Genomic DNA, 18,805 nt, shown 5'->3' on the forward strand with positions numbered 1-18,805 from the left:
TGAACTAACCGTTTCAATTTGTATAATTAACTTAAAGTGAATTAATTTGGAGGAAAAAGGATAATGAAAATCATTGTGATCGGAGCAGGACCAGGGGGACTTGCAGCAGCTATGATGTTGCAAAGCAAAGGACATGATGTTCATATATATGAAAAACAGTCCTTTGTTGGCGGACGTAACTCTAAGTTTCAACTTGGTGATTTCACGTTTGATACAGGTCCTACTTTTCTCAGTATGATTCATATTGCAGAGGAACTATTCACCTTTGCCGGTAAAAATCTCTATGATTATATAGATGTGATTGAATTAAAAGAAATGTATAGATTAATCTTTCAAGATGAGAAGCTTGATATGATTCGAGATCGAGACGAAATGTACAAACGACTAGAAGCCTTTGCACCTGGTGAGGGCGAAGGGTATGTACGTTTTATGAATGACACAAAACGAAAAATGGACCGCCTAACGCCGATTCTACAAAGTAAAATGGATCGTTTCCATCATTATTTGCGTCCAAAAGTCATAAAAGCACTTCCTCAGCTCTCATTAAATAAAAGCTTATATGATGTGCTGTCGGATTATTTCTCAAATGAATCAGTGAAATATGCCTTTACATTCCAATCAAAATATTTAGGGATGTCACCTTGGGAATGCCCAGGAGCGTTCTCAATTCTTTCCTTTATGGAGCATGACACAGGCGTTTATCATCCGAAAGGCGGAGTGAATCAGCTGTCAGAAGCGATGGCAAAGGCAGCTGTTGAATCTGGGGCTACCCTTCATCTATCAACTGGAGTTGAAAAGTTGCTGACGGAAGGCAGGAAAGTGAAGGGCATTCGCTTAGAAACTGGTGAAGAAATACAGGCAGATGAGGTGGTCGTAAATGGTGATTTTGCACACGTGATGACAAAGCTTGTAGAGCCAGGTCTTTTAAAGAAATATAGCGAGAAGAAACTGAAAAAGAAAAAATTCTCATGCTCCACCTTTATGCTGTACCTAGGTTTAGATACGATATATGATGAGCCGCATCATACCATCGTTTTTTCCGATGACTATGCGAAGTTCGTCAAAGAAATTACGAAAACCTTTGAGCTACCGGATGATCCGTCCATTTATATTCAAAATGCAAGTGTGACAGATGATTCGCTTGCGCCAAAAGGCAAGTCCGCTCTTTATGTGTTAGCACCCGTTGCCAATAATCAAAGCGGTATTGACTGGGAAGCGCATCAAGAAGAATTTAGAGAGCTTGTGCTGGATACACTGGAGCGGAAAACGGGCTTTAAGAATATCAGGCAGCATATTGAAGTCGAGCGGATGATCACGCCGAAGCATTGGGAAGAAGAGCTGTACGTGTATGAAGGAGCTACATTTAATCTTGGTCACCAGTTGACGCAGATGATGGTACTCAGGCCGCATAATGAATTTGATGAGTTGAAACATTGCTGGCTCGTTGGTGGAGGAACCCACCCAGGGAGCGGATTGCCAACCATTTTAGAATCAGCGCGTATCACGACAAATGCGATTCTGTCAAAAGAGAAACATACGCACAAAAGAGTGCCACATGAAGAAAAGGGGAGCGCCTCATGAAAAAACATATATTGATTGCTGGCGGCGGTATTGGCGGAATGATCTCAGCCCTCTATTTAAAAAAAGCTGGACATGATGTCACCCTTGTTGAAAAAAATGAACGGCTCGGCGGGAGACTTGCTTTTGTACGTGAGAAAGGATATAAAGTAGATGAAGGTCCGACCATTGTCCTACTTCCTGATATGTTAAGAGGCATTTTACATGACGTAGGCATTGATGAAACATCTCTTGATCTCTTGCAGCTCGATCCGCTGTATACGATCCACTATCAAGATGGAACCTCCTACACGAAATACTCTGATACACGGCGACAACTAGAAGAAATCAAACGTGTATTTCCAAAGGAAGAACAGGGATATTTAAAATTTATGCAAGAAATGACGGATCGGTTTCAAGAAGGGCAGCAAGCTTTTCTAGAAAAATCATTTCATGAAAAACGAACCTTTTTTACAAAAGCGAACATGAAGATTTTAATGAAATTAAAAGCATATCGAACCGTTCAAAGTTCTCTCAAAAAATATTTTTCGGATGAGCGCCTCCGAGATGCATATGCACTTCAAACCCTCTATGTCGGAGGAAATCCGTATGAAGCATCTGCCATTTATTCGCTTGTTTCATATAGTGAGCACGCACACGGAATTTACTATTTAAAAGGCGGATATGCGAGTTTAGTAGATATATTGGAGAGACAGCTCTTAAAGACGGGTGTACACATAAGAAAAAGTGAAGAAGTCGCACAACTTGAGTTTGAGGGGAAACGTGTGGTCAAGGCAAAAATAAATGATGAACACATAGCAGCTGATGCATTTGTGATGAACGGAGATTATCCAGCGGCGTTAAAACAACTTGGTTTAGGTGAACAAGACCGGCGTAAATACGTTCCATCCTCCGGCTGCGTGATGGTGTATCTAGGGTTAAACAAAGTATACGATGAAGCACCTGTTCATCAATTTTTCATGGGAGAACACTTTGATCAGCATATGAGAGAGGTGTTCCAAACGAAAACGATACCTCAAGATCCATCATTTTATACTTTTAATCCATCGACCATCGATCCATCCCTTGCCCCAGAAGGCAGCAGTGTCCTATATATGCTCATTCCTGTTCCATCAGGAGATCACATCAACTGGGAACAAGAGACAGACTTTGTGGATAAAATGGTGGAGCGTCTTGAGAAAAGAGGCTTTCCACAGCTGCGAGAGGCGGTTGTCTGGAAAAAGGTGAGAACACCGAATGATTCAATGCGAGAAGGATTGTTTGAAGGCGGCAGCTTTGGCCTCGCTCCTAATTTGTTTCAATCAGGTGTGTTTCGCCCGCAGGTAAAGGTTGCAGAGGTAGACAATCTATATGCGGTAGGTGCATCCATCCATCCCGGCGGCGGGGTACCGATCGTGATGCAAAGTGCAAAGCTCATGGCTTCTGTACTGCTTAAAGATCTGAACAACAGAAAGGAAGTGAAGCTAAGTGGTTGATGTACAAACAGCATTGAAAATATGTGAAGAGACCATTCAAACCCATTCAAAAACGTTTTATCGTGCCTTTTCCATGCTGCCTAAAAAGAAAAGACAGGCTGTTTGGGCTGTTTATTCCTTTTGTAGGAGAGCGGATGACATTGTAGATGAGTCTCCTTCACCAAAGGAAGAACTGGCGTTTTTTCAGGAGGCATTTGAACGTTTCTTGCAAGGAGAAGTAGATCGTGATGATCCAATGTGGGTGGCGCTGGAGTATACATTTCAACAGTTTCGTATGGATGAATCCCCATTCCGTGACCTGCTGCGAGGGCAGGAGATGGATTTAGAGCAGCACCGGTATGAAACGTTAGATGAACTGCTCATCTATTCCTATCATGTCGCAAGTACAGTTGGATTAATGTTGCTTCCGATCATTGCACCGCGTAAAAAAGAACAGCTAAAAGAAGCAGCGATTTCCCTTGGGATTGGCATGCAGTTGACCAATATTCTTCGAGACATTGGTGAGGATAAGGCGGAAAGGAACCGCATTTATTTGCCAAAACAAGTCATGGATCAATTTGGGTATACAGAGCAAGAATTACAAGAAGGGATCGTCAATCAAGCCTTCCAGCACGTATGGGAATATATTGCGTTTGAGGCAGAGGCATACTATGAGGAATTTTTTGACCATCTCCATGAATTCCCACTTTATTCAAGGATACCAGTGAAAGCAGCTGCTCACTTTTATAAGGCTATTCTAGATAAAACTAGAGAAAACGAATACCGCGTCTTTACGAAGCGGTCATATATTTCAACACAAGAAAAAGCACTTATTTTAGAAGATATTACGTAATGAAAAGAAGACAAAGGGGTAAAATAAAGTTCGTTTTAGCCCTTTCAGCGTGTAGACAAACCCTCGCATTCGGTGTCAGTCCTGCGCTTCGGTGCTCACGAATGTCAAATTCGCTCCGCGCCGATGCTCGTCCTTCCTAGGGCTGCAAAGGTTTTCTATCACGCTGAAAAGAAGACAAAGGGCTAAAATAAAGTTCATTTTAGCCCTTTGACAACAATCTGAAAGGACTGCACCCGCAGTCCTTTTTATGTGGAAGTAAATCGATAATCCGTCCACACCCTTGAACGCCACCGCCTATACATGAAGATACCTCTTACCCATTCATCCACGATAAAAGAAATCCAAACCCCGATCAGGCCCATCTCAAGTTGAATGCCTAATAAATAAGCGATCGGAAGGCCGATGCCCCACATTGAAATCATCGCCATATAGACAGGAAACTTCGCGTCACCAGCTGCCCGCAAGGAGTTGATGATGACCATATTAAAAGAACGTCCAGGCTCTAAAACAATCGTCAATATGAGGAGGAGGCTCGCGATTTGAATGATCTCACTGTTGCTAGTGAAAAAAGTAAGTAAATGCGTCGATGATAAAGATAAAGCAGTCGAAGAAAGAAGTGAGATGGCAATGGCCCAGTATAAGCTTTTCATGCATCTTCGATAGGCCGCATCAAACTCTTTCGCCCCGATCAGGCGCCCGATTAAGATTTGTGTTCCTTGGCTAATGGCGGCACCAAATAACATAATGAACATCATCAAATTCTGGGTATAGACTTTTGCTGCCAGTGCTTGCGTGCCCATAAATGTGATAAACAGCGTAATAATCATTTGAGAGCCATTATAAGAAAGCTGTTCTCCAGCAGAAGGAATGCCGATTTTTAGCAGTTTTTTTAAATGCGTTCGCTGGATGTAAAACATTCGCTTGAATGAAAACCGCAATCCAATGCGGTGTCGAACAATGAGGATCATGGCTGTTAGACCGATCAACCGTGCAAATGATGTGGAAAGAGCAACACCCATGACACCTAATACAGGGAAGCCAAATGGTCCAAAGATGACCAAATAATTACCAGCAACGTTTAACAGATTCATACCGATGGTGACATACATCGTATCTCTCGTGAATCCATAGCTTTTTAAAATAGCACTATAGGTCATAATGAGCGCCTGTATAAAAGACAGCAGGCCGACAATCTGTAAAAAGACGGTTGCATCTGGCATGAGCTCGCTTGATAATCCCATGATATGCAGGATGGGCACAGCTAACACAAACATAAGAAGACTGATCACAAAGCTAATGAGGAAGTTGGTGCCTAGTGATACATAGGCAACTAGGGTCGCTTCCTGATTGCGGCCCGCTCCTAAAAGCTGCGCAATGACAATCGTCGTCCCAGTCGTAATGAAGCTGAACATCACAATCAATAGATTTAGTAGCTGATTGCTTACCCCTACTGCGGCAACACTATTGTCAGAATACTGGCTGAGCATCAGTGTATCTGCGCTGCCCATCAGCATATATAAAGAGATTTCGATAAAAATAGGCCAAGTTAATGCAAATAATGAAGGGTGGGATTTTTCACTTTTGGCTTGAACCTTTTGTATTGTCAGTGCTTGTGGTTTCATCACATCGCCTTCTTTCGTATAAATCCGATTTATAGTGTACCTTGCATCGACTATAATAAGAAGAGATGAAACCGAAACTTATTGGAGAAATCCGACTTCATAAGGGGATGAATATGGGTCCGTTTATTACATTTACTGTACCGCCATTTCCAGTCTATATTGCTTCAGGCAAAGGTGTATTCCATCCAGGAGAACGACATATCTCCAGAATTTTCACCGTATTTGATCTTCTTTATGTCACGAAAGGGGAACTATGGATCACAGAAGACGAGGTGCCTCATCACGTAAAAGAGGGAGAATATATCATCTTATCACCGGGACTTGCCCATGGTGGACATCTGCCATGCAAAGAAGAAACACTTTATGAGTGGCTGCATTTCTCAATTGATCCATTTGAGTTTACAGATCGGCCGAGAGAACACTGGTTTGACATGAAGCAAAATCAAGCCACTTTTGAAAAAGCAGCAAGCTATGAATTTCGTCTGCCCCGAAAAGGAAAAGTGAAAGGGGGAAGCGTGCTACAGAAGCATCTTTTAGCGATGCGCGCTTTAAATGATGATGCGTCTGAACTTCAGCTCAAAAAGCAGCTTCAATTTGAGGAAATGCTCATCCATTTACAAAAAGAAGCATTTCATATTCCAAGTGCAAAGGAGACTGTCGCTTCAGAAGTGGTTTACTATCTTGAACGTCATTTTACGCAAAAATTAAAGATGGAGAAGCTGGCAGAGATTCTTCATTATCATCCTGATTACATGACAAGGTGCATGCAGACCGTGTACGGACTGACGCCGAGCCAGTACATCAATCGACTCAAAATTGAAAAAGCCAAAAGCCTACTTGCTTCAACGAATGAAAAAATAGCTCTCATTGCAGAACATGTAGGCATTGATGACCCTACTTATTTTTCAAAGCTGTTTCGGCAAAATGAAGGCATGACGCCTATCGAGTATCGTCATCTTGCTAAAAGAACGACAAAGTAAAGGAACGTGAACAGATGAAAGGAAAAAAAGAAGAGATTGTGAGCATACGTCCATTAGACGAAACCGATTTAGAAGTGGTATGGCATTTAAGGTTTAAAGCACCAGACCAGGCCTATCGAAAGTGGAATGCACCGTATTTTATTGAACATGACATATCGCTTGCTGCATTTAAAAAACGCTATTTACAGGATGAATCTGTCCTGCCAAAACTATTTGGCATTGATGTAGGAGGTGAATTAAAGGGCACAGTTTCTTATTATTGGGAGAATGAACGCACACGCTGGCTGGAGTGCGGGATTCTTATTTATGACTCACGTTTTTGGAATGGGGGCGTTGGAACAAAGGCATTGCGTCTATGGATCGATGAACTCTTTTCACACATCGATATCCCACGCATCGGTCTGACCACCTGGTCTGGAAATGAACGCATGATGCGTTGCGCAGAGAAATGCGGGTTTATCCTTGAGGGAAGACTGCGTAAGGTTCGTTACTATCAAGGGGATTATTATGATTCGATGCGGTATGGGATGCTAAGAGAAGAATGGCAAAGCCTTCCGCACCATTCATTTGAATAGTTGTTTTTAAGATTAGGAAAAAAGTATAGTAAGATTCAATAAATTGAAAAAGAAGGGTGGCGGATGAATGTGAAATGGATTACAGGTTGGTTTGTATCCATATTAGTCGCAATCTACCTATTCGTTGATGCACCAAAACACGGGAAAAATAAATGGTTATGGGCCATCTTAGGCCTTTTACTCGGGCTCTTCACACTTGGAATATATCTCATTCAAACAGGAAGAAAAGGGTTGGGCTGGACAGTACTGATTGTGTCCATTCTCATCTATGCGATTGCCATCCTCGTCTTTGTCTTGTACTTTCTCATGCTGATCTTCGGGTACTCCAACGCAAATTAGAGAGTACGGCTGTGGCGATTTGTTTCACTTCAAGTTGCTACCGATTGATGGTTTGATTGCGCCAAAGCATCTTAGGATCAATGGTGATGGGGCGCGGTCAAGATGATCCTCATGTTTAACCATCTTATTTTATCTCATGTGGCTCACTGCTTTGGTCAAGTAAGTCCTTCATAAAGAAGGGCTTTTTTCTTTTATTTTTTGAGCAGGGACACCTGCAATGACAATCCGCTCTTCATGAAAGGAGCGATTCACTACTGCATTTGCTCCGATGGAAATATGATTCGCAATATAAATATTTCCAAACAGTTTAGCGCCAGGGCCGATCCATACATGATCTCCAATGACGGGCACATCTTTTTCATGATGGTTTTGACCGATATTCACGCCTTGATGAATATCACAAAACGATCCGATTTTGGCGTGCTTGTTCACAATCAACAGCCCAGTATGGTTGATTCTGAGCCCAGGTCCAAATACACCAATTGGGATATCAAAGCCAAGCTGCATGCCTTTCTTTTTATGTAAGTAACGATAAAACCATTTGCGTAACGTAGCACCGCTATTCGTATAGTACTCATATTTTCGTAAATATCTTTGATATTTCCAAATATCATCCCCAAGCCACTTTGGTCTTTTTCGATTGATGGCAAGTGCTTTCTGATCTTGTGCCAAGTAGTGGTGAAGGTCATGCTTCGTTAAAATCATCAGATCTCCCTCGATTCCCTTTCGTTTCAGAGAAATTATACCATCATACCCATTTATATCAAGATAAAATAACGTTCATTTTTTGTTTTACTGCATTCATTTCATTCGGCCGTCGCGTATCAAGCAAGGGAGCTACAACGCATAGAGCAAAAGAACCAGGAGAATTGTTTTGTAATTTTTTTCAATATTTTTCATACTCAAACGTTACATCGCCCTTATGGCTGTAGATGTTTGTAAAAAATACACGAAATTACTCGTTAAAAAGAGAATATAGCATTCATATGCTTTTAGAATCATCTTTTTGAATACAATTGACTTTCGTATCTTACATCCTCTAGGCTAGTAAATGAAAATGATAATCTTTATCAATTGGAGGAGTGTTTTATTATGTCCATCAAAACCGTTTCTAAAAATCAGCAATTTTTAGAGCAACAAAGTCAAAGAGAATCTAATGCAAGGTCTTACCCGAGACGGTTCCCATTAGCCATGCAAAAAGCCGAAGGTATGATCGTGACAGATGCAGATGGTAGAGAATTTTATGACTGCCTAGCAGGTGCAGGAACACTTGCCCTTGGTCACAATCACCCGGTTGTTATAGATGCTATTGAACGTATGCTTCATGAAAAAAGACCGTTGCATACGCTGGACATCACTTCAGAGATTAAAGAAGAATTTGTGAATGAGATTTTTTCTCACTTGCCAGAAGAGTTTGCAAAAAGAGCAAAAATTCAATTTTGTGGACCAACTGGTGGTGATGCTATAGAAGCAGCAATTAAATTAGTCAAGACAGCGACGGGAAATCGTTCCATTCTATCATTCCACGGAGCATATCATGGTGCTACGCATGGCACGATGTCATTAAGCGGCAACTTATCGCCAAAGGAAAAAGTACAAGGATTAATGCCAGATGTTCACTTCCTGCCTTATCCATATGAATACCGCTGCCCATTTGGAATTGGCGGTAAAGATTCACATCGCATTTCCAGCTCTTATATTGAGCGTGTATTAAATGACCCTGAGAGTGGAATTCTTCCGCCAGCAGGCATGATCTTTGAAGCGGTCCAAGGGGAGGGCGGCTCCATCCCGGCATCAATTGAATGGATACAAGAAATGAGACGAATCACAAAAGAAAAAGGAATTCCACTTATTATTGATGAGGTTCAATCAGGCATCGGCCGAACGGGTAAGATGTTTGCCTTTGAACATGCTGGTATTGTGCCAGATGTCATTGTGTTATCAAAAGCAATTGGGGGAAGCCTTCCGCTATCCGTTGTGATTTATGACAAAGACTTAGATCAATGGAATCCAGGTGCACACATTGGCACGTTTAGAGGAAATCAAATGGCGATGGCAGCTGGAACTGCTACGCTTAAATATATAAAAGAAACCAATCTGCTTGATCATGTAGAAGCGCTTGGTCAGCGTATGCAGGCGAATCTAAAAGACATTCAAAAACAAGTGCCTGCTCTCGGTGATGTGCGAGGAAGAGGATTAATGATTGGTGTTGAAGTTGTGAATCCAGATGAGAAACAGGATGTGGACGGCAGTTATCCAGCAAATCCAGAGCTAGCCAGTCTCATTCAAAAGAATTGTTTTGATAAAGGCTTAATTGTGGAGACAGGAGGCCGTTTTGGAAGTGTGATTCGATTCTTACCACCTTTGATCATGACAGAAGAACAGCTTGAAAAAGTCATCACGATTTTTAAAGAGGCAGTTTACGATGCAGTCAACTAAACCATCCGTCGATTCATTATTTATTCAACAAAGCCAGCTTGGGAGGGAGTCCTTCCAAGCGGCTCTCTACACATCCATCGACAGCTTACTGGCAGAGTGGCAAACAAGCAGAGGACCATATAGCGGAATATTGCCTGGGAAATTAGCGGCTCATGTCGAATCGTTATTCCAGATTCAACCGGCTGGTGAATCCATTGAGTCTGTTTTTCAAGATATAAAAAATCACCTTTTACCGCATTTAGTTGATGTGTCACATCCTAAATGCCTGGCACATTTGCATTGCCCACCTCTTATTCCTGCTCTGGCAGCAGAGGTGATCGTAAGCTCCTTTAACCAATCAATGGATTCCTTTGATCAAAGCGGCATTGCATCTTTGGTTGAGGAGGAAATCCTCAAGTGGTTATGTGAAAAGTTTTCTTATGGAGAACGAGCAGATGGGACCTTTACGAGCGGTGGAACCCAATCTAACTACATGGGACTGCTTTTAGCAAGAGATGCATTTTGCGAAAACATTTGGCAATGGAATGTACAGCAGAAAGGGTTGCCGAGCGAGGCAAACCGTATGCGGATTCTTTGCTCCAAGAATGCCCACTTCACTGTGAAAAAATCAGCATCTCAGCTAGGTTTAGGTGAACAGGCTGTTGTGTTAGTTGAGACGGACGAACATCACCGAATGGACCTGCATGATTTGCAGAAGAAGCTTATGGAGCTTAAAGAGCAGGATTTGCTTCCATTTGCAGTCGTGGCGACTTGCGGGACAACTGATTTTGGCAGTATTGATCCTGTACGTGACATATATGACATGGTGAAGCCTTTCGGTTTGTGGATTCATGCAGATGCTGCCTATGGAGGAGCGCTTGTATTAAGCAAAACCTTCCAAGGAAAATTAGATGGCATCGAGCTGGCTGATTCGATCACGATTGACTTTCATAAGCAATTTTATCAGCCGATCTCCTGCGGGGCATTTTTACTAAAGGATAAGAGACATTTTGGTTTGATTGATTACCACGCAGATTATCTCAATCCAAAGGAAGATGAACTGGAAGGCATTCTGCATCTCGTGAATAAATCTGTTCAGACGACGCGCCGGTTTGATGCGCTAAAACTCCTTCTCTCTCTGCGTATGATTGGAGAAGAAGGATTTGCAAGTATCATTGACCATACCATCCATTTTGCGAAAGATGTGGCTACGTTGATTGAGAAAAATGAGCATCTTGAGGTGATCAATCCTGATCCAGAAATCAATGCAGTCGTGTTTCGTTTTATAGATGATCAACAAGCAGAGGACATCAATAAAATCATTCATCGCACACTTTTCCAAACAGGAACGGCTGTCATAGCAAAAACAGTAGCCGATGGTCAAACTTGCTTAAAATTTACTTTGTTAAATCCGAGAACGACTATTACACATATTGAGGAAATCCTTTCTGACATTGTTGATATCGGGATCGCTCATATTCAATCCGGGAGGGTACTACGTTGAGTCAATATAAACAAATGGCTGAAAATGCAACGATGCAAAGTTTTTTAAATTGTTTTTTACGTGAAACAGGAATTGATCGATCTGCAAAGAAAGAGACAAAAGCAGACGGATCACTTGTATTTGTAGCAGCATTAGCAAAACAAGATCTTGAGCTTGTCATTCCGATTCGATATTTTTCGCCTGTAGGCCGTCATCTCTTTGATTTTCCCGTTCGCTTTCGCCCGCAAGGCAGTGAGCAACAGGGAACGATTATCGATTACACCACACTTGTTGCTTTATGTTCAAAGGAACTTCTCATTGAATACGGCCGCACAGATGCAGAGGATGAGTTCATGCTTCGCATCATTTTAAGCTGCCGGAATATTGAACGATTCATTAGAGAGAGGGAAAGTGATCGAGCGGCTCTTTCTTCAGCTGATTTTGAATATATTGAAGCGGAGCAGTCACTTCTTCTTGGACATTTAACGCATCCTACACCAAAAAGCAGACAAGGAATGACAGAAGAGGAGGAAGCTATTTATTCTCCAGAGCTGAAAGGCTCTTTCCAGCTTCATTACTTTAAAGCACATCCGTCAATTGTACTTCAGGATTCTTCAATTTCACAGTCTGCGGCAAGCCTCATGTTTGAGGAGCTCATGCGCCAGATGCCAGAAGAAAAAGAGAGACTGACGACGTTAACAGAAGGCGGTCAATATGTCCTGATTCCGATTCATCCGCTGCAAGTCCAAGTGGTGATGGAGAAAGCGTTCGTCAAGCGTTATATAGAGGACGGAAAGCTGGCGTATTTAGGGCCACTAGGGTCTGAATACACAGCGACATCTTCCTTTAGAACGGTTTATCAAAAAGACTCTGCGTACATGCTCAAATTCTCTGTCCCTGTAAAGATCACAAACTCTTTACGCGTTAACAAACAAAAGGAACTTGATCGTGGAGTTGAGATGTCTCGTATCTTAAAAACAGAATTAGGCGTTTCTTTATATGACAAATTTTCTGGATTCCGTGTGATTGAAGATCCTGCGTATCTATCTATTCAAGGGGATGAGGCGGAATCTGGCTTTGAAGTCGTCATTCGTCAAAATCCATTTTTGCATCATGAAAAAGGGGCAAGCTTAATTGCAGGGCTATGTCAGGATCATGCATACGGAGAAAAATCACGCCTTTCAGGCATTATTCATGAATTAGCAGACGCTGAAGGCAGATCAACAGAAGATGTCAGCCGTGATTGGTTCACACAATATTTATCGATTTCGTTAGAGCCGATGCTTTGGCTGTTTGAAACGTATGGTCTTGCCCTTGAAGCCCATCAGCAAAATGCTGTCGTACAGCTAAAGAATGGATATCCGCACACATTCTATTATCGTGACAATCAAGGCTACTATTATAGCGAATCGAAAAAGGATCAGCTTGCGAAGCTTGTTCAAAACTTAAGCGTCAGAAGTGAGACCATTTGTGCAGACGATGTAGCGGTTGAGAGACTGCGTTACTATTTCTTCTTTAATCATTTGTTTGGTCTTGTGAATGGTTTTGGTACAGAGGGGCTTGCAAAAGAAGAAGATTTATTAGCCCTGATTAGAGACACACTGCTTGCGCATGAAGAGACATATGGTGCATCTGAGCTGACGAACAGTCTTCTTCGGTCACAGGAGCTGCCTTCAAAAGCGAACTTACTCACGAGGTTTGAAGATATGGATGAGCTGACGGGTTCTTTAGAAACGCAATCCAGGTACACGTCTGTGTTGAATCCGCTCTTTTTACATGAGGAGGCGCTGATTGGATGAGGCATCGAATTGGGTTCATTCGCGCTGAATATGAACGGGACGTCCAGCTTGTCCACAAGTGGATGCAAGAAGAGTATGTCCACCCATTTTGGCATTTGAATATTCCATTTCCTGCTTTTGAAAAGCACTTTTATCAGGCCATTCATGATCCGCATCAAACCCTTTATTTAGGAACCATTGATGGCACGCCGATGAGCTATTTTGAAGCATACAATGTGAAAGGGGATATCATTGAATCGTACTATCAGCCTTCTCCGCATGATCAAGGCATTCACCTGTTAATTGGAGAGCCAGATTATGTAGGGAAAGGATTTGCGGCTCCGCTGCTTCAAGCCATGACAGCATTTCAGTTTGAGCAGAACAAACGAACAGAAAAAATCGTGGCTGAGCCAGATATTCGGAACGAAAAAATGATTCATGTCTTTGAAAAGTGTGGATTCGAACGTGTGAAACCAGTCACTTTACCAGATAAAACAGGTCTTTTAATGTTTTGTCATCGAGATCGATTTGAAAGGAAGTATAACCATGACGCGGTTCAACAAGCAAAATAATGTAGTGGATGTCATTGGGATTGGCATTGGACCATTTAACCTAGGGCTTGCTGCATTATCTGAAGAAGTAAACGAAATTGACGCTTTGTTTTTTGAAAGAAGTGAAGCGTTCCACTGGCATCCAGGTATGCTCATTGAAGGGACAACACTTCAAGTCCCCTTTTTAGCGGATCTTGTCAGTATGGCGGATGTGAAAAGCAAATATAGCTTTCTCAACTATTTGCAGGAACAAAACCGTTTGTATTCATTTTACTTTCTAGAAGACTTCCATATCCCGCGCAAGGAATATAGCCATTATTGCCGCTGGGTCGCGGATCAATTAGATTCTTGCCGATTTGGCATGAATGTCGAATCTGTCTCCATCGTTGAAAAAGCTGGAGAAAAACGATATGAAGTGCATGTCCGTCATGTGAAAGATCAAACGGTAGAGGTGTTTGAAAGTAAGCATCTTGTTTTAGGTATCGGCACACAGCCTGCGGTACCAGCACCTCTTCAGCCAGCTTTAGGGGATCGGGTGTTTCATTCTGCTGATTACTTGAAACGAAAGAAAGAAGGCTGTTTTAAAGGAAAATCCGTGACGGTCATCGGTTCTGGTCAAAGTGCGGCAGAAGTATTCTATGACATTTTATCAGACGATGAGGCGAAGGATATTCATTGGTTTACACGCTCTAAAGGGTTTTTCCCAATGGAATATTCAAATTTGGGTCTTGAGTATTTCTCTCCAGACTATATTGATTTCTTTTATGAGCTTCCGCAACCTAAAAAAGATGCGCTATTAAAGCAGCAAGATTTGCTGTATAAAGGCATCAGCTCAGCGATGATCCGAGATATTTATCACTTGCTTTATGAACGTTCTGCTTGCGGAGAGCAGCTGAACACCGTGCTGCAGGCGATGACGGAGGTCAATTTGATTGAGGAAACGAGGGACGGCTTATCGCTTTCATGCAATCAATGGGTCAAAGAGGAATCCTTTACGCATGAGACAGACATTGTCGTCTTGGCAACGGGCTATCAATCTGTATTACCGCCATTTATTGATCCGATTTCCCATCATATTCAGTGGGATCATCAAGGACGCTTCCAGGTTGAACGTGAATATCGATTGAAAACAAACTCATTAGGTGAAAATGATATTTTTGTACAAAATGCAGAGCTTCATACACATGGAGTAGGCGCACCAGATTTAGGGCTAGGGGCGTACCGAAACAGTGTCATTATCAATGAACTGGCTCGTCGACCTGTGTATCCACTTTATCAAAAGCATGTTTTCCAGACATTCGGTACACATAAACACGCAAATACATTTGAAGAAATCAAAGGGTAAGGAGGATGAACCGATGAGTGTACAAGATGAATTGAAAAAAGCGGTCAATCCTGCTGCTTGGAAAAAAGCAAACCAGCGAATGGTGGCAAAAATGCTGTCCGAATATATGTATGAGGATATGCTTCATCCCGTTCAGCTAGATCATCAGGATGGCATCGCCCAATATGAATTAATCATTCACGAACAGAAGAAATATCGTTATCTCGCAAAACCTCGTTTGTTTGATAGTTTTGATACGATTGCTGAATCGATCGAGTGCTGTCAAGACGGAATATGGACAAAGGATGTTAGTGCCATTGTGTTTTTACTAGACATTCAGCCGATCATCCCAATGTCTTCTGAAACAACTGGACATCTGATCAAAGAGCTTCACCATACCTTGTTAGCGGATGTTCATTTGCTGTCGAAAAAAGCACTTCGTGCAGATGAGCTAACAGATACAGATTATGCATGGATTGAAGGCGAGATGACTGGTCATCCGTGGATCGTCTATAACAAAGGGCGTATTGGGTTCAGCTACGAAGATTACTTAGCCTATGCACCTGAAAGGCAGGAATGTGTGCAGCTGTCTTGGATTGCTGTTCACCGAGAACTTGCGACTTTCCATGCGGTCGATCATGAGAACTATGAGCACATCATTGCCAAAGAATTAGACGAAGTCACGATTCGTCAATTCCAACGTGTGTTAAAGGATGAAGGGCTGAATGCGGCTGATTATTATATGATGCCTGTTCATAAATGGCAGTGGACGCATATGATCATCCAGCATTTCCCCGAAGATTTGGCCATGCGCCGTATCGTGTATTTAGGAGAAGGGCTGGATCAATATATTCCACAGCAATCGATCAGAACCTTTACAAACATCTCAAATAAAGGCAAGCATCATATTAAACTGCCAATGAGTATTTTAAATACGCTAGTGTACCGGGGGCTCCCATCAGAACGTACGGTGATTGCACCTCGTATTACAGCGCATATTAAAGGAATTGCCGATCAAGACGCCTTTTTATCCGATGTATGCCGCGTGATTTTACCAGGTGAGAATGCGAGTATCAATGTTGATCATCCTTATTACAGCAAGCTACCTGGTGCGCCATATCAATACCTTGAAATGCTTGGGGTCATTTTTAGAGAAAGCATTTATACGTATTTAGATGAAGGGGAGAGCCCTGTTACGCTGGCGGCACTGACGTATGAGGATCATGAAGGCGAGCCTTATCTAAAGCAGCTCATTGAAAAATCGGGTCTGTCAGCAAAAGAATGGATGGCGTCATTCTTCCATGTTGTCATGCCGCCGCTTCTGCACTTTATGTATCAATACGGCACGGTGTTTTCGCCGCACGGACAAAATACAATTCTTGTATTAAAAGATCACAAGCCGCATCGTTTGGCGATCAAAGATTTTGTGGATGACGTGAACATTAGTGATCAACCGCTGCCTGAATTGGCTTCATTAGAAGAAGATCTAAAGGAAGTGCTGCGTAGTGAGCCGCCTGAGGGTCTTGTACAATTTATTTTTACGGGTCTGTTTATTTGCAATCTTCGTTACGTGTCAAATGTGTTAGACAATCACAATCTGTTAGATGAAACGACGCTTTGGCGCTTGCTTGCAGAAGAAATTCAGCAGTATCAAAAGCAATTTCCACAGCTAAAAGATCGTTTTGCTTTATTTGATCTATTCCAGCCTCAGCTGACAAAGCTTTGCTTAAACCGTAATCGCATGATTGATTACGGCTATGGAGACGGAGATGACCGGCCGCATGCATCAGAGCATGGCAAGGTCACAAATGCACTCGCTCAAGTTCTCTCATCCGTAGGCGAAAAATAAAATCAAAAAGCTGTAGACAACATCTGTCTACAGCTTTTTGATTTTTTATGAAAATGCTTGTGAGGCCAGGAAATAGAGAAGCGCCGGATCGTTCTGCTTTTCGTTCCCGCGAATCATCATAAAATGTGCGACGTTTGTTTTCGTAAATCCTGCTTCTACAAGTGATGTATGCAGGCGTTCAGCTGTTTCTTCCTGCATATCTAAACGAAAGGCGCCAGAATAAGACGTGAGAAGTGATTGAATGAGTGATAGCGCCGTTTGTTCATCGTTTGCTGCAAGCGGGCCAATCATCAGATTAGCTGGTGTTTCCACACCAAACGCGAAGCCGGTGATTTCGTGGTGTTCATCCTTTGCGATCAGTTTAAATGCTGCTCGCTCCATTCGCTTTATTAAGAAGTTTGATCGATTGGTCCCTGCGCCTTTTTCATCCAGCCTTTCAATAGACGGGAGGTGCGTTTCATCAGCGGGAAAAAGGTGAATCTGATGTGACGGGTGAAGCGCACTAGGATTTGTTTTTTGTGCTTTGTATGTATGAATATAACCGGCTGTCTGAAAGCCGATTTTTTCATAAACTGGCTGTCCTTGTACAGTAGCCGTTAAAACGACAGGGACACTTGGATCACTATGACGAAGCAGTGTGTCAATCATTTGACGGGCAAGACCGAGGCCTCGATGTGTCTCAGATACAATGACCGCTCCAATTGATGCCACACTGTCATACTGAAAAAGTCCAGCGCATGAAATGACTTGTCCGTCAGTTGTTGTAAAACCGGTAAAGTGTCCATTTGTTAAAAGAGATGTGAGCTCTTCCGCATTGTAATCAGGCCAATCGACCTCTTTTGACAATGCGACAAGGTCTGGTATGTCATCAAGGGTTAAAGATCGTTGAATAACGTTTGGCAATACACGCAACTCCTTCTTAGCTGATTTCTCTCTATGTATCGTACCATAAGAACGCATAAGAAAAAGGAAAAGGGGATACCTTTTCCTTTTGTCTAGTTTAATAATTGAGGTCACGGTTGTATTCATATTCAAAGGTGAGCTGTAAGTTCTTAATTGAGACAACGCCTACTTTGATTAACCGTCCACCGATCAATTGAGGAACCTCGGTTGCATTAAAAGAAACAAAAAAGCGGTCTTTTGCCGGCACTTGACTTGTTTTATAAGAAGAGATGTCAACTTTTTGACCGTTCCAAGGTACGTTCACTGTTCCGCCTTTTAAGGAAGAGACGGTGAATACATAATTATATGCATTTGTACTACCTTTTTCAGCTTCTAATGACAGGCCAGTGACAACGGCATCCTGCGGCAAGCTGCTTAAATCAAAAGAAGAATTGGGAGATCCGGCTTCATTGAAACTATTCAATGTGGCAGGTGATCCATATCGTTTCGTTGTGCCTTTTTCAATACTTTTATCAAAGACAATACGATACATGTTGTCCTCTTCATTTAATAATTGCTTTGGTTTGACGGCTAAATAGTAGTCAGTACTGGCGGCAATTTTCGGCATATGGATGATTTCATTTTGGTTGTTTGTTCGCACAGAGGAAGACACGAGTGACCCGCTCTGATTGTAAAGATAAAGATCGAAATCATTTCCAGCTTTCACATTGACGAGTTTGATAGAAAAGCGGCCATCTGCTCCATCAAATTTAGAGCTGGTGAACCGGTAAAAATCAATGTCATTCATAGAAGAGATACTGCCTTCGTGATATAAATAGGTCTTGTTTAGATGAAGAGAGTGCTGTAAGAATTGAGCTTTGTCCATCGTATCATTGTTTGCATAATCACTGTCTGGATACAGATGCTCCAATTCTTCTGTATAATATTTTGTTTGTTTCGTAGACGTTTCACTTGCTTGAGCAGGTGATTGGAAAAGAGGGCTAGCGATAAAGAGGCCTGTGAGCAATAAAACCCCGATCTTCTTTTTGAACATGACAAACATCTCCTTTTAAGTAAATGACTTTCATTTATAATATCGGTAAATAAACGTAATTTTTC

General features: G+C 42.1%; 16 protein-coding genes. 12 read left to right on the forward strand and 4 right to left on the reverse strand.

The features are described 5' to 3' along the window. Positions 1-63: 63 nt before the first annotated feature. From NST01_RS05405 to NST01_RS05415, 3 genes are read left to right on the forward strand one after another with little or no spacing between them, the layout of a single operon-like run. Complete coding sequence (locus NST01_RS05405) at positions 64-1,581, forward strand: phytoene desaturase family protein (protein ID WP_008348593.1); 1,518 nt, start codon at positions 64-66, stop codon at positions 1,579-1,581. Beyond that, positions 1,578-3,053 (forward strand): phytoene desaturase family protein, encoded by a 1,476-nt coding sequence (locus NST01_RS05410; protein WP_250026587.1) that lies wholly within the window; start codon positions 1,578-1,580, stop codon positions 3,051-3,053. Before NST01_RS05405 ends, NST01_RS05410 begins: the two co-directional genes overlap by 4 nt. After that, positions 3,046-3,885 (forward strand): phytoene/squalene synthase family protein, encoded by an 840-nt coding sequence (locus tag NST01_RS05415; RefSeq protein WP_065460110.1) that lies wholly within the window; start codon positions 3,046-3,048, stop codon positions 3,883-3,885. Before NST01_RS05410 ends, NST01_RS05415 begins: the two co-directional genes overlap by 8 nt. 245 nt (positions 3,886-4,130) lie before the next feature. Here NST01_RS05415 and NST01_RS05420 read toward each other — a convergent pair whose 3' ends face one another. Beyond that, complete coding sequence (locus NST01_RS05420; protein WP_144610196.1) at positions 4,131-5,507, reverse strand: MATE family efflux transporter; 1,377 nt, start codon at positions 5,505-5,507, stop codon at positions 4,131-4,133. Positions 5,508-5,620: 113 nt separating this feature from the next. Between NST01_RS05420 and NST01_RS05425 the strand changes: the two genes are divergently transcribed. From NST01_RS05425 to NST01_RS05435, 3 genes are all read left to right on the forward strand, one after another. Beyond that, the gene (locus NST01_RS05425) at positions 5,621-6,487 is read left to right on the forward strand and encodes an AraC family transcriptional regulator (protein WP_056705149.1); all 867 of its coding nucleotides are present in this window, start codon (positions 5,621-5,623) and stop codon (positions 6,485-6,487) included. Between the two features lie 14 nt (positions 6,488-6,501). Then, positions 6,502-7,062, forward strand: coding sequence for a GNAT family N-acetyltransferase (locus tag NST01_RS05430; protein ID WP_056705151.1), 561 nt, complete (start codon positions 6,502-6,504; stop codon positions 7,060-7,062). Between the two features lie 63 nt (positions 7,063-7,125). Further along, the gene (locus tag NST01_RS05435) at positions 7,126-7,401 is read left to right on the forward strand and encodes a hypothetical protein (protein ID WP_056705153.1); all 276 of its coding nucleotides are present in this window, start codon (positions 7,126-7,128) and stop codon (positions 7,399-7,401) included. A gap of 168 nt (positions 7,402-7,569) precedes the next feature. Here NST01_RS05435 and NST01_RS05440 read toward each other — a convergent pair whose 3' ends face one another. Beyond that, the gene (locus NST01_RS05440; RefSeq protein ID WP_008348575.1) at positions 7,570-8,106 is read right to left on the reverse strand and encodes a serine O-acetyltransferase; all 537 of its coding nucleotides are present in this window, start codon (positions 8,104-8,106) and stop codon (positions 7,570-7,572) included. Between the two features lie 387 nt (positions 8,107-8,493). On the opposite strand from NST01_RS05440, the gene NST01_RS05445 reads away from it, so the two are divergent. From NST01_RS05445 to NST01_RS05470, 6 genes are read left to right on the forward strand one after another with little or no spacing between them, the layout of a single operon-like run. After that, positions 8,494-9,840 carry an aspartate aminotransferase family protein gene (locus tag NST01_RS05445; RefSeq protein ID WP_017360200.1) on the forward strand — a complete coding sequence of 449 codons (1,347 nt, stop codon included), beginning with the start codon at positions 8,494-8,496 and terminating at the stop codon, positions 9,838-9,840. After that, complete coding sequence (locus NST01_RS05450; RefSeq protein WP_326114243.1) at positions 9,827-11,323, forward strand: pyridoxal phosphate-dependent decarboxylase family protein; 1,497 nt, start codon at positions 9,827-9,829, stop codon at positions 11,321-11,323. Before NST01_RS05445 ends, NST01_RS05450 begins: the two co-directional genes overlap by 14 nt. Then, entirely contained in the window at positions 11,320-13,101 is a 1,782-nt protein-coding gene (locus NST01_RS05455) for an IucA/IucC family protein (protein WP_326114245.1), read from the forward strand. Before NST01_RS05450 ends, NST01_RS05455 begins: the two co-directional genes overlap by 4 nt. Further along, the gene (locus tag NST01_RS05460; RefSeq protein WP_008348567.1) at positions 13,098-13,652 is read left to right on the forward strand and encodes a GNAT family N-acetyltransferase; all 555 of its coding nucleotides are present in this window, start codon (positions 13,098-13,100) and stop codon (positions 13,650-13,652) included. The genes NST01_RS05455 and NST01_RS05460 overlap by 4 nt, the downstream gene beginning before the upstream one ends. Beyond that, the gene (locus tag NST01_RS05465; protein ID WP_019743127.1) at positions 13,627-14,976 is read left to right on the forward strand and encodes a lysine N(6)-hydroxylase/L-ornithine N(5)-oxygenase family protein; all 1,350 of its coding nucleotides are present in this window, start codon (positions 13,627-13,629) and stop codon (positions 14,974-14,976) included. The genes NST01_RS05460 and NST01_RS05465 overlap by 26 nt, the downstream gene beginning before the upstream one ends. Before the next feature lie 13 nt (positions 14,977-14,989). Beyond that, entirely contained in the window at positions 14,990-16,804 is a 1,815-nt protein-coding gene (locus NST01_RS05470) for an IucA/IucC family protein (RefSeq protein ID WP_008348563.1), read from the forward strand. 45 nt (positions 16,805-16,849) lie between these two features. Here NST01_RS05470 and NST01_RS05475 read toward each other — a convergent pair whose 3' ends face one another. Both NST01_RS05475 and NST01_RS05480 read right to left on the reverse strand, forming a co-directional pair. Beyond that, positions 16,850-17,707 (reverse strand): GNAT family N-acetyltransferase, encoded by an 858-nt coding sequence (locus NST01_RS05475; protein ID WP_046343157.1) that lies wholly within the window; start codon positions 17,705-17,707, stop codon positions 16,850-16,852. A gap of 97 nt (positions 17,708-17,804) precedes the next feature. After that, positions 17,805-18,740 carry a hypothetical protein gene (locus NST01_RS05480; RefSeq protein WP_008348558.1) on the reverse strand — a complete coding sequence of 312 codons (936 nt, stop codon included), beginning with the start codon at positions 18,738-18,740 and terminating at the stop codon, positions 17,805-17,807. Positions 18,741-18,805: the final 65 nt, after the last annotated feature.

Source organism: Bacillus sp. FSL R7-0166 (genome assembly GCF_038008935.1).
Taxonomy (GTDB): Bacteria; Bacillota; Bacilli; order Bacillales; family Bacillaceae; genus Bacillus; species Bacillus altitudinis.